General features: G+C 59.3%; 12 protein-coding genes. 2 read left to right on the top strand and 10 right to left on the bottom strand.

Annotation, left to right across the window (positions count from 1 at the left end; all coding sequences use genetic code 11):
• The first annotated feature begins 331 nt into the window (after positions 1-331).
• Complete coding sequence (locus KOL70_RS14015; protein ID WP_058770006.1) at positions 332-835, top strand: GNAT family N-acetyltransferase; 504 nt, start codon at positions 332-334, stop codon at positions 833-835.
• Between the two features lie 57 nt (positions 836-892).
• On the opposite strand, the gene ggt is transcribed toward KOL70_RS14015, so the two are convergent.
• Positions 893-2,644, bottom strand: coding sequence for a gamma-glutamyltransferase (gene ggt, locus KOL70_RS14010; protein WP_215480796.1), 1,752 nt, complete (start codon positions 2,642-2,644; stop codon positions 893-895).
• Between the two features lie 203 nt (positions 2,645-2,847).
• Here ggt and KOL70_RS14005 point away from each other — a divergent pair, with 203 nt between their 5' ends.
• On the top strand, positions 2,848-3,144 hold the full coding sequence (locus KOL70_RS14005) for a DUF2756 domain-containing protein (RefSeq protein ID WP_150360504.1): 297 nt from the start codon (positions 2,848-2,850) through the stop codon (positions 3,142-3,144).
• Here the strand turns inward: KOL70_RS14005 and ugpQ are convergent.
• From ugpQ to livH, 9 genes are all read right to left on the bottom strand, one after another.
• Positions 3,141-3,884, bottom strand: coding sequence for a glycerophosphodiester phosphodiesterase (ugpQ, locus tag KOL70_RS14000; RefSeq protein ID WP_021508000.1), 744 nt, complete (start codon positions 3,882-3,884; stop codon positions 3,141-3,143). The genes KOL70_RS14005 and ugpQ overlap by 4 nt on opposite strands.
• Positions 3,881-4,954 carry a sn-glycerol-3-phosphate import ATP-binding protein UgpC gene (locus tag KOL70_RS13995; protein ID WP_021508001.1) on the bottom strand — a complete coding sequence of 358 codons (1,074 nt, stop codon included), beginning with the start codon at positions 4,952-4,954 and terminating at the stop codon, positions 3,881-3,883. Before KOL70_RS13995 ends, ugpQ begins: the two co-directional genes overlap by 4 nt.
• The gene (gene ugpE, locus KOL70_RS13990) at positions 4,955-5,797 is read right to left on the bottom strand and encodes a sn-glycerol-3-phosphate ABC transporter permease UgpE (protein ID WP_215480795.1); all 843 of its coding nucleotides are present in this window, start codon (positions 5,795-5,797) and stop codon (positions 4,955-4,957) included.
• Positions 5,794-6,684, bottom strand: coding sequence for a sn-glycerol-3-phosphate ABC transporter permease UgpA (ugpA, locus tag KOL70_RS13985; protein ID WP_058757578.1), 891 nt, complete (start codon positions 6,682-6,684; stop codon positions 5,794-5,796). Before ugpA ends, ugpE begins: the two co-directional genes overlap by 4 nt.
• Before the next feature lie 61 nt (positions 6,685-6,745).
• Complete coding sequence (ugpB, locus tag KOL70_RS13980; protein ID WP_058757579.1) at positions 6,746-8,062, bottom strand: sn-glycerol-3-phosphate ABC transporter substrate-binding protein UgpB; 1,317 nt, start codon at positions 8,060-8,062, stop codon at positions 6,746-6,748.
• 292 nt (positions 8,063-8,354) lie between these two features.
• Positions 8,355-9,068 (bottom strand): high-affinity branched-chain amino acid ABC transporter ATP-binding protein LivF, encoded by a 714-nt coding sequence (livF, locus tag KOL70_RS13975; protein WP_010615896.1) that lies wholly within the window; start codon positions 9,066-9,068, stop codon positions 8,355-8,357.
• Between the two features lies 1 nt (position 9,069).
• Positions 9,070-9,837, bottom strand: a complete 768-nt coding sequence (gene livG, locus KOL70_RS13970; RefSeq protein WP_166712209.1) for a high-affinity branched-chain amino acid ABC transporter ATP-binding protein LivG — start codon at positions 9,835-9,837, stop codon at positions 9,070-9,072.
• Positions 9,834-11,105 carry a high-affinity branched-chain amino acid ABC transporter permease LivM gene (locus KOL70_RS13965; RefSeq protein WP_166712208.1) on the bottom strand — a complete coding sequence of 424 codons (1,272 nt, stop codon included), beginning with the start codon at positions 11,103-11,105 and terminating at the stop codon, positions 9,834-9,836. Before KOL70_RS13965 ends, livG begins: the two co-directional genes overlap by 4 nt.
• A complete protein-coding gene (gene livH / locus KOL70_RS13960) occupies positions 11,102-12,028 on the bottom strand; it encodes a high-affinity branched-chain amino acid ABC transporter permease LivH (RefSeq protein ID WP_010615899.1) in 927 nt (308 codons plus the stop codon). The genes KOL70_RS13965 and livH overlap by 4 nt, the downstream gene beginning before the upstream one ends.
• Between the last annotated feature and the right edge of the window lie 114 nt (positions 12,029-12,142).

Raw genomic sequence — 12,142 nt, 5'->3', positions numbered from 1 at the left:
TCAGAGATACGCTGAGTTTATCATTTTTTTGTCATGTTATGCCGTTGCGGCCACGGAAGGAGAAGAGGGATAAAATGCTGAGGACGGCGTTCGGCTGAGGCGCAGGCAAAAAAAAGCCAGCACCCGAGCTGGCTAAGAAACACTGGAAGCAATGTGAGCAATGTCGTGCTTACCCGGTTTGTCAGGAGACGCAGCCGGATTCGCGTTGACAATAATAATCATTATCATTCGCGTCTGTAAAGCCCTTTCCCGATTTTTTTACCGTTGACGTTGCGCGCGAATTCCCTGATGTTAAAGGGGATTTCATTCACTGAGTGCAAGGAGCTGCTTTATGAGTCAGGTTACTGTTCGTCACGCAACGCCCGAAGATGCCGCCGTTCTGACGCGTATCTATAGCCAGCCGGAAACACAGGCGGGCACGCTGCATCTGCCGTATCAGTCACCGTCACTCTGGCAGGAGCGGCTCGCGAATCCCCGTCCCCATGTCACCATGCTGGTGGCCTGTATTGACGGGCAGGTTGTCGGTCAGCTGACGCTGGAAGTTATGGCGGTGGCACGCCGCCGTCACTGCGCCACTATCGGCATGGGCGTTGATCCGGCATTCCATCGGCGCGGCGTGGGTAAAGCGCTGATGGCGGCGATGGTGGATCTGTGCGACAACTGGCTGCAGGTCACGCGGATTGAACTGACGGTGTTTGCGGATAACCACCAGGCCATGGGTTTGTATCAGCAGTTTGGTTTTGAGATTGAAGGTACCGCCAGAGGTTTCGCGGTCCGCGACGGCCAGATGATCGATACGCACTACATGGCGCGTCTGAAAGGGAATGCGCGATGAATCGCGCCGCTACCGGCCGGTGCACGGTGAGGTAGCGGCGCAATTTATTGCGCGACGTTAATACCCGGCACTCAAATCATCCACCGAGCGTGGGTCGGACGCGCCGTAGCGCATGCCGTCCGGGCCAATCATGATGCTCTGCGTGCTGCCCATCGCTGGCAGCACTTTGACATGCTGACCTTTTGCTTCCAGCAGACGCAGCGTATCCGGGCTGAAGCCCTTCTCGACGCGCAGCTGATCCGGCAGCCACTGATGGTGGAAGCGCGGCGCATTGGTGGATTCCGCCACGTTCATACCGAAATCGATACTGTTCACCACCATTTGCAGCACGGTAGTGATAATCCGACTGCCGCCCGGGCTGCCGGTCACCAGCCAGGTTTTACCGTCTTTCGCCACAATGGTTGGCGACATCGATGACAGCGGACGTTTGGCCGGCTGGATCGCGTTCGCCTCACCGCCCACCAGGCCATAGACGTTTGGCGTGCCCGGCTTGGCAGAGAAATCATCCATTTCATTGTTCATCAGAATGCCGCTGTTACCGGCCACCACGCCGCTGCCAAAGTAGGTATTCAGCGTATAGGTCACCGCCACCGCGTTGCCGTCTTTATCCACCACCGAGAAGTGGGTGGTTTGATTGCTCTCGTACGGTGCCAGCTTGCCGGGCTTGATGTCGGCTGAGGGGCGCGCCTTGTTGACATCAATCTGCTGGGCCAGCGTTTTGGCGTAGGCTTTGCTGGTCAGCGCCTGCTGCGGCACTTTAACGAAGTCGGGATCGCCGAGATACTCGGAGCGGTCGGCGTAGGCATATTTTTCCGCTTCGGCCATAACCTGCATCGCGTCCGCGCTGCCGAAGCCCCATTTCGCCAGGTCGAAGTTTTCCAGGATATTGAGGATCTGCACGATATGAATGCCGCCGGACGACGGTGGCGGCATGGAGAACACCTCGTAGCCACGGTAGCTGCCGCTTACCGGCTTGCGTTCCACTGCGCGGTAGGCCGCCAGATCCGCCTTGCCAATCAGTCCGCCGTGCTGCGCCATTTCGGCAGCGATCTCATCGGCAATTTTGCCTTTGTAGAAAGCATCCGGCCCCTGTTGGGCAATCAGCTGCAGGCTGTGCGCGAGGTTTTTCTGCACCAGGCGATCGCCCTTCTGGTAAGGCTGACCGTCGACTTTGTAGAAAATGGCGCGACTGTTGTCGTGGTTGATCAGGTTCTCTTTACCGTAGGTAGCGAGATCGTCAGCCAGCGCATCGTTAACGATGATGCCGTCGCGCGCCAGCTTGATCGCCGGCGCCAGCAGCGTGCTGAGCGGCAGCGTGCCATACTTTTGCGCCGCCAGGGCAAAACCGGCTACGGTTCCCGGCGTGCCGGACGCCAGATGAGAAGTGAGTGATAACTTACTATCCGCATTGCCCTGCTTATCCAGGAACATATCGCGCGAGGCACGCGCCGGCGCCATCTCGCGGAAATCGATGGCGGTGGTGCGGCCGGCAGCGGTGCGCAGCAGCATAAAGCCGCCACCGCCCAGGTTGCCCGCCTGCGGGTGAGTGACCGCCAGCGCAAAGCCCACCGCAATCGCTGCATCTACCGCGTTACCCCCTTGTTTGAGGATATCGACGCCCACCCGGGTTGCCATGGCGTCCACTGACGCAACCATTCCGTGCTGCGCTTTCACCGGGTGAAAGGTGTCGCTGTCGACGCCATATGACACCGGCGGTGCGCTGGCTGGCGCTGCCTGCGCCCCCTGCACCACGGTAAAACTCATTAACAGCGCCCAGCCGAACTGGCGCACACCGTTATGTATCCTCATCCCGCCACCATCCTTTCAGTTGTTTACATTTGTTATTGATTGCTGCAAGTGTTTGCAAATACTGTAAAAAAGATAGCAGTTAAGCCAAATTAGGTGCACTCCTGGTTTTGGGGTTTGTGATATCGCATAAACTTATGGTTGCGGCGGTTGCTGCCGGGTGGCGAGCAACCTCACACAGCAGGCCGCACTGATGGAGGAACACCATGAAAAAATGGCTGATTGTTATCGCGGCACTGATGCCGCTGAGCGGCATGGCGAACATGCTGAACAACACTAACCAACCGAATCAACCCGGCTATAACCCAAGCCAGCAGCGGATGCAGACGCGCATGCAGGTCCAGCAGCAGCAACAGCAGCAGCAGTTGCGTCAGGATCAGCAGCAGCAAAATCAGGAGATGCAGCGTAAGCTGCAGGAGCGGCGCGATAGCGCCCGGCAGCGCGTGATTCAGTCGCAGCCGGGCCAGCAGAACAGCAATGCGCAGACGCAGTACGGCAATTAACGGAAGTCCGGGCCGATAGCATCAATGCGATCGGTACAGATGGCATCCACGCCCCAGCTCAGCAGCTCGCGCGCCCGCGCGGGCTGATTCACGGTATACACCAGAATACGCAGACCGGCGGCTTTAAGCGCGGCGGTGCGTCCGGCGTCCAGCAAGCGATGATTTAAATGGATTGAGACGCAGTCGAGCGCGGCGGTCAGCGCCTGCCAGTCGTCGTGCCACTCATCCAGCAGCAGGCCGCGCGGCAGCTCCGGCGCGGCCTGCATCGCCGCTTCCAGCGCCGCGTACGAGAACGAGGACAGCAGCGGTGCCGTTTGTCCCTGCCACAGCGTTCGTGCGGCCAGCGCCACATCACGTCCGGTCTCTACCTCTGTACCGCTGCTGGGTTTGATCTCAATGTTGGCCATCATCTGATGCTGGCGGCAGCGCGCCGCCACCTCGCTCAGCAATGCCAGCGGTTCACCGTCAAATTCACGGCTAAACCAGCTGCCGGCATCCAGCTGCGCCAGCTGCTGCCACGGCAGATCGCCCGCCACGCCCCAGCCGTTGCTGGTGCGGTCCAGCGTGTCATCGTGCAGCAGGAAAATCTGCTTATCCTGTGACAGTTTGGCGTCGAATTCGATCATGGTATGACCGTAGTGCGCGCCGACATCAATCGCCGCCAGGGTGTTTTCCGGGGCCAGCTTGCCGCCGCCGCGATGCGCAACAATGTGCGGATAGGGCCAGTTTTTTACACTCATTCCAGACGCTTTCCATGGGTAGAATCGAAGAAGTGTAACGCATCTGGCGGCAGTTGTAGCCACAGGCTGCTGCCAGCCTGTGGCCGCTCGCTGTGCGGCAAACGCACCACCAGCCGCGTGTTGCCAATGTGGCCATGCGCAAGATTGTCCGCGCCGAGGATCTCCAGCGTATCCACCACCAGCGGCACACCGCCGGCCTCACGGCTGCTGAGCTGAATATGCTCGGGACGAATGCCGAGTGTCAGCGGACGGTTGGCCCATCGCGCTTTGCCGGCGCCGAGCGGCAGGCTGTTGAGCGCGTCGAGCGTAAAGCGCGAGCCATCGCTATTGATCTGACCGGGTAGCAGGTTCATCGCCGGCGCGCCGATGAACGACGCAACAAACTGACTGGCCGGACGCTCATACACCTCCACCGGCGTGCCCACCTGCTCCACCACGCCTTTATTCATCACCATCACGCGCTGCGCCAGCGTCATGGCTTCAACCTGATCGTGCGTGACGTACAGGCTGGTGGTTTTCAGCCGGCGGTGCAGTTGCTGCAGCTCCAGACGCATCTGCACGCGCAGGCGCGCATCCAGGTTCGACAGCGGCTCATCAAACAGAAACACTGCCGGTTCCCGCACGATGGCGCGGCCCATGGCCACGCGCTGACGCTGGCCGCCGGAGAGCTCGCGCGGACGGCGCTGCAACAGGTGATCAAGCTCCAGACTGCGCGCCGCATCCATCACCCGCTGGGTAATCTGTTCCTTGCCCATGCCGCGGATCTTCAGGCCGTAAGCCATGTTTTCTCCCACCGTCATGTGCGGGTAGAGCGCGTAATTCTGGAATACCATGGCGATGCCGCGATCTTTCGGCTCCATGTCGGTGACGCGCCGATCATCAATGTAGATATCGCCCGACGTGACGCGCTCCAGCCCGGCCACCATGCGCAGCAGCGTCGATTTCCCGCAGCCGGACGGGCCGACCATCACCATAAACTCACCGTCATTGATGGTGATGTTCAGCGGCTGAATGATTTGGTTTTTGCCGTCATACGATTTCGTAACGGTCTGAAGGGTTACCGCTGCCATCTATTTCTCACTCTCCACCAGGCCACGCACAAAAGCGCGCTGCATCACAAGCACCACCACCACCGGTGGGATCAGGGTTAATAACATCGCCGCCATCACTTCGTTCCACTGCGTCGGACCGCCGCTGGTGTTGATCATACTTTTCACCCCCGCCACGGCAGTGCTCAGGTCGGCATCGTTGATGATCAGCAGCGGCCACAGATACTGGTTCCAGCCGTAAATAAAGGTGATGACAAACAGCGCGGCGAGATTGGTTTTTGACAGCGGCAGCACGATATCCCAGAAAAAACGCATCGGACTGGCGCCGTCAATGCGCGCCGCTTCAATCAGCTCATCCGGCAGCGACATAAAAAACTGGCGGAACAGGAACGTGGCGGTCGCGGAGGCCATCAGCGGCAATGTCAGACCGCTGTAACTGTCCAGCATGTGCAGCGTGGAGATCACCTCCACCGTCGGGAAAATACGCACTTCTACCGGCAGCATCAGGGTGATAAAGATCAGCCAGAAAAACAGCGTGCGCAGCGGAAAGCGAAACCACACCAGCGCAAACGCCGAGAGCATCGACACCGTGATTTTGCCCACGGTGATGCCCAGCGCCATGATCAGGCTGTTCAGCATCATCAGGCCAAACGCCGCGCTGCCGTTGACGCCATCGCGCCAGATGTGGGTGATGTTGTCGATGAGATGCGGGCCCGGCACCAGCGTCATCGGCACCTGATACACCGCGTTGTTATCCAGCGTCGCGGCGACAAACGCCACGTACAGCGGGAACAGAATGGTCAGCACCCCCAGCGCCAGCAGCGTGTGGGCGAAGATATCCAGCCCGCGTCGGTTTTCAATCATTGGTATTGCACCTTACGCTCGACAAAGCGGAATTGCAGAATGGTCAGGCCGATAACCAGCAGCATCAGCACCACCGACTGCGCGGCGGACGACGAGAGATCGAGTCCGGTGAAGCCTTCGCGATAGATTTTGTAGATCAGCGTGGTGGTGGCCTGGACCGGCCCGCCGCCGGTAGCGGCATCGATCACCGGGAAGGTGTCGAAAAAGGCGTAAACCAGATTCACCACCAGCAGGAAAAAGCTGACCGGCGTAATCAGCGGCAGCGACAGATGAAAGAAACGGCGCACCGGTCCGGCACCGTCAATCGCCGCGGCTTCCACCAGCGATTTAGGAATGGACTGCAGCGCGGCAAAGAAAAACAGGAAGTTGTAGCTCATTTGCTGCCAGATCGACGCTAATACAATCAGGAACATCGCCTGACCGCTGTTCTGCGCATAGTTCCAGTTGTAGCCAAACTGGTTCAGCAGATGGCTGAACAGCCCCAGCCCCGGATTGAACAGGAACATCCACAGTACTGCCGCAACCACCGGCGCTACCGCATACGGCAGCAGCAGCAGCGTCTGATAGAGCTTTTTCAGCCGGATAACGTAATCCACCAGCGCCGCCAGCAGCAGCGAGAATGTCATGCCGCATACCGTCACCAGCGCGCTAAACACGAGGGTGGTCCAGAACGAATCAAGGTAGTAGTCGTCACTGAACAGGCGGCGGAAGTTATCAAGGCCAACAAAGGTGCTGGAGATGCCAAACGGATCGATGCTTTGCAGCGAGTACCACAGCGCCTCTCCGGCGGGCCAGAGAAAAAAGATCGCGGTGATCGCCAGCTGCGGGGCCACCAGCAGATACGGCAACAAACGGGCGCGGAAAACCGGACGTGATGATGAGGACATAGCAGGCTCGTCAGAAAGAGACAGCGGGACGGACATACCCGTCCATCCCGCCATTACGGAGTTACTTCACTTGCTGTTCAAAGCGACGCAGCAGTTCGTTGCCGCGTTTCACCGCGTTGTCCAGCGCTGCCTGTGGCGACTGTTTCCCGGTCCACACGCCTTCCAGCTCTTCGTCGACGATGGTACGAATCTGCGGCATGTTGCCCAGACGCATCCCTTTGGTGAACGGCAGCGGATCTTTATTCAGCATCTGCCGCGTGGCGATGTCCGCGCCCGGGTTTTTGTCATAGAAGCCCTGCTGTTTGGTCAGCTCATAAGCCGCGGTGGTGATCGGCAGATAACCGGTTTTCTGGTGCCATTCTGCCGCGATATCCGGCTGGGCGAGGAACTTCATGAACTCCGCCGCGCCTTTGTAAGTCGCTGCATCTTTGCCTTTCATCACCCACAGGCTGGCGCCACCGATAATGGCGTTCTGCGGTGCGTTCGGCACGGTGTCATCGTACGGCATCATGCCCACGCCAAAGTTGAATTTGGCGTAATGCTTAATGTCGGCCAGCGAACCGGATGAGGCGGTGGTGATACCGCAGTCGCCGTTATAGAACTTGGACGTCGACTCGTCTTTACGGCCAAAGTAGGTGAAATCACCTTTCTTATTCATCTCTTCCAGCAGCTGGATGTGGCGCACCTGCACGGGTTTGTTGAACTCCAGCACCGCGTCGGTACCGTCAAAGCCGTTGTTTTTGGTGGCAACCGGCAGGCCATGCCAGGCGCTGAAGTTTTCGATCTGAATCCAGCCCTGCCAGCCGCTGGCATAGCCGCAGCTCATGCCGGCTTTACGCAGCGCGGCGGCATCCTGTGCCAGCGCCTGCCAGGTTTTCGGTGGCTGATCCGGGTTAAGACCGGCTTTTTTGAACGCGTCTTTGTTGTAGTACAGCACCGGCGTGGAGCTGTTAAACGGCTGTGAGATCAGCTGGCCGTTGCTGTCGCTGTAGTAACCGGCAACGGCAGGAACAAACTGTTTCGGGTCCATCGGCACGCCGGCGTCTTTAAACACTTCATGCACCGGCACGATGGCTTTAGAGGCCATCATGGTGGCGGTGCCCACTTCGTAAACCTGCAGAATGGCCGGTGCCTTACCGCTGCGCACCGCAGCGATACCCGCGGCCAGGCTCTGCTCGTAGTTGCCTTTATAGGTCGGAACGATTTTGTAATCCGGGTGAGCCTGGTTAAAACGCTGTGCCAGAGAATCGACTTCTTTGCCTAACTCGCCTTCCATTGAGTGCCAGAAAGGGATTTCGGTAGCAGCCAGCGCATTACCGCTGATCGCCAGACCGAGCAGCAGACTCATCAGGCGGGGACGAAGCGTAAAAGCGGACATAAGGGTTTCCTGTGCTTGTGGCGCGCGCGATATCACGCATTTTTTGTTCGCGAAGTAACATGACACGAGGAAATGACGGAAAAATAACAGGATTATGACGGGAGTGTGACGGGATAAGCGCAGGGGCGATGGAGTGTAAGTGGGTGGGAATTATTGGTTATTCCGCACTCCGGTTAATGACCGTCGGCGGCGCAGTCAGATGACGGGCGGACAGCGCGCAGCCACCGCAGCGTACATCTAGTACGTGAGGATGGCGAGCACTGCCCAACCGCAATCTGACAAGTAAGCCAGGTCAGGCGCCTAAATACGCGCTTCTCACCGCTTCATTGGATAACAACGCTTCACCGCTATCCTCCAGCACCACGTGGCCGTTCTCCAGCACGTAGCCGCGATCGGCCAGCTTCAGCGCCTGGTTGGCGTTCTGCTCGACGAGGAAGATGGTCATGCCCTCTTTACGCAGCTGTTCGATGGTGTCGAAAATCTGCTGGATAATGATCGGCGCCAGACCCAGCGACGGCTCGTCCAGCAGCAGCAGGCGCGGCTGGCTCATGAGCGCGCGGCCAATCGCCAGCATCTGCTGCTCACCGCCGGACATGGTGCCGGCGCGCTGCACTTTGCGCTCCGCCAGCCGGGGGAACAGCTGATAAACGCGCTCAATGCGCTCCTGATACTGCTGACGCGTCGCGAAGAAACCGCCCATCGCCAGGTTCTCTTCCACCGTCATGCGCGAAAACACGCGCCGGCCTTCCGGTACGATGGCAATCGCTTCACGCATGATTTTTGCCGTCTGCCAGTCGGTAATGGTTTTGCCATCAAAGGTGATGGTGCCACTGGTGGCGCGCGGTTCGCCACACAGCGTACCGAGCAGCGTGGTTTTGCCTGCGCCGTTAGCGCCAATCAGCGTCACGATTTCGCCCTGGCTGATGTGCAGATTAATGTTATGCAGTGCCTGGATCGGGCCATAGTGCGCACTGACACCCTGTAAAGTTAAAATCGGGTTCGCCATGTTACGCCTCACCTAAATAAGCACGGATCACATCCGGGTTGTTACGCACTTCTTCCGGCGTACCGTTGGCCAGCGGCGTTCCCTGATTCACCACATAAATGCGGTCAGAAATGCCCATCACCAGTTTCATATCGTGTTCAATCAGCAACACCGTCACCTTGTGTTCGCCGCGCAGTTCAGCGATCAGCTCATCCAGCTCGTGCGTTTCACGCGGATTGAGGCCGGCGGCCGGTTCGTCGAGCATCAGGATTTCCGGACGCGTCACCATGCAGCGGGCGATCTCCAGCCGGCGCTGCTGGCCGTAAGCCAGGTTGCCGGCCTGGCGGTTAGCCAGCTCCAGCAGACCAATGCGCTCCAGCCAGCTGGCCGCGCAGTCCAGCGCTTCGCTCTCGCCGCGCCGGAACGCCGGGGTTTTAAACAGCCCGGAGAACACGCCGCTTTTCAGATGCTGATGCTGCGCCACCAACAGGTTTTCAATCACCGTCATCTCACGGAACAGGCGCACGTGCTGGAAAGTTCGCACCACGCCCATGCGCGCGATCTTCTGCCCCGGCAGGCCCTGCAATGGCTGATCGCGCAGTTTGATGGTGCCGCCCGTTGGCTTATAGAAACCGGTCAGGCAGTTGAATACCGTGGTTTTCCCCGCCCCGTTCGGGCCAATCAGCGAGACGATCTCCTGCGGATGCAGTTCCAGCGCCACGTTGTTGACGGCCAGCAGGCCGCCGAAGCGCATCATCAGGCCTTCAACGGCTAATAAAGGCTGACTCATGCCTGCTCTCCTTGTTTTGCCTGTTTCAGCTTCAGGTGCGGACGCTTCATCGGCAGCAGCCCCTGCGGACGCCAGATCATCATCAGTACCATCAACCCACCGAGCACCAGCATGCTGTACTCGTTCAAATCACGCATCAGCTCGCGCGACACCACCAGCAGAATCGCGGCCAGGATCACCGCCAGCTGCGAACCCATGCCGCCCAGCACCACAATCGCCAGCACAAACGCGGACTCGACAAAGGTGAAAGATTCCGGGCTGACAAAGCCCTGACGCGCGGCAAACAGCGTACCGGCGAAACCGGCGAACACCGCGCTGATGGTAAAGGCCGTCAGCTTGATGCGCGTCGGACTGAGACCGAGCGAACGGCAGGCGATCTCATCTTCACGCAGCGCTTCCCACGCGCGCCCCAGCGGCATGCGCAGCAGACGATTGATGACGAACAGCGTCAGCACCACCAGCAGCAGCGCCACCAGATAAAGGAAAATTACGCGATGATTGGGATCGTACGCCAGGCCCGTCAGCTCGTGGAAGGTGGTCCAGCCGCCTTCACTGACGCGCCGGCCAAATTCAATACCAAACAGGCTCGGCTTGGGGATCTGCGCGATTCCATTGGGACCGCCAGTGATTGATGTGCTGTTCAGCAGCAGAATACGCACGATCTCACCAAAGCCGAGCGTCACAATCGCCAGATAGTCACCGCGCAGCCGCAGCACCGGGAAGCCCAGCAGCAGGCCAAAGGCACCGGCGACAATACCCGCCAGCGGCAGACTCTCCCAGAAGCCAAAGCCGTAATAGTGATTCAGCAGCGCAAAGGTATAAGCACCGATGGCGTAAAAGCCGCCGTAGCCCAGCACCAGCAGGCCGGACAGGCCCACTACCACATTCAGGCCGAGGCCGAGCATCACGTAGATCAGCGTCAGGGTGGCGATATCCACGCTGCCGCGCGACACGAAGAAGGGCCAGGCGACGGCGGCAACAATCACCAGCAGCATCAGCAGTTTTTGCTTTGGTGTCGAACCGTCAAAACCCGGCAGCACCAGCCCTTTGCCACTGCGTTTGAGCTTGCCCTGCAACAGCGGACGCAGCAGCTGGAATACAAACACCACTGCGCAGCCGAGGAAGATCCAGTTCCAGCGCACGGTGCCCGCATTCGCCACCACCAGTTTGGTGCCGTCGAGATCGAGGCGCATACCCATAAAGAAGCTGGCGAGTACCAGCAGCATCACCGTGGAGACCACGGCGTTAACCAGACCGAGGCGTTTCATACTTTCTCCACCTCCGGACGGCCAAGGATACCGGTTGGCATCACCAGCAGCACCACGATCAGCAGCGCGAACGACACCACGTCTTTATATTCGGTCGACAGATAGGCTGATGTCAGCGCTTCCGCAATGCCCAGCACCAGGCCGCCAATCATCGCGCCCGGAATGCTGCCGATGCCGCCCAGTACCGCCGCGGTAAAGGCTTTCATGCCGGCCATAAAGCCGATGAACGGGTTAATGGAGCCGTAAAACTGCCCCAGCAGCACGCCAGCCACGGCCGCCATCGCTGCGCCGATCACAAAGGTCAGTGAGATGACGCGGTCGGTGTTGATGCCCAGCAGGCTGGCCATTTTCAGATCTTCAGCGCAGGCACGGCAGGCGCGGCCCATGCGCGAATAGCGGATGAACAGCGTCAGCGCCAGCATCGCGAGGAAGGTGACGACCCAGATAACCAGCTGCATGGTGGTGAGCGTGGCGGCAAAGCCGTTGCTCTCACCCAGCGTCCACTGGCCGGTGATCAGGCTGGGCAGCGCCAGATCGCGCGAGCCCTGCGTCAGGCTGACGTAGTTCTGCAGAAAGATCGACATACCAATCGCCGAGATCAGCGCGATCAGGCGTTTGGAGGAGCGCACTGGCTTATACGCCACGCGCTCAATGCTCCAGCCGTAGGCGCTGGAGATAATCACCGCCATCACGAACCCGGCGGCAATCATCAGCCACGAGGTGTCGATACCCATCATCATCAGGGCGGCGATCACGATAAAGGAGACATAGCTGCCGATCATGTATACCTCGCCGTGGGCGAAGTTGATCATGCCGATGATGCCGTAAACCATGGTGTAACCGATGGCGATCAGCGCGTAGGTGCTCCCGAGGGTGACCCCGTTGAACATCTGCTGAATGAAATAGAGAAACTGCTCGGACATAGTGAGGACCTGCATGTAAACGGGAAATCCCCGGTGCGTTCGGCACCGGGTTAGGGTGAGAGCACCGCGTCGCAGCGCCTCATTCAGCGCGTGCGCGCGGTGCCACACCCTGCC

Origin of the sequence: Pantoea sp. B270 (assembly GCF_018726825.1) — a bacterium.
GTDB lineage: Bacteria > Pseudomonadota > Gammaproteobacteria > Enterobacterales > Enterobacteriaceae > Pantoea > Pantoea dispersa.
Note: the sequence above shows the minus strand (reverse complement) of the source record. Positions and strands in the feature narration are given on the sequence as shown.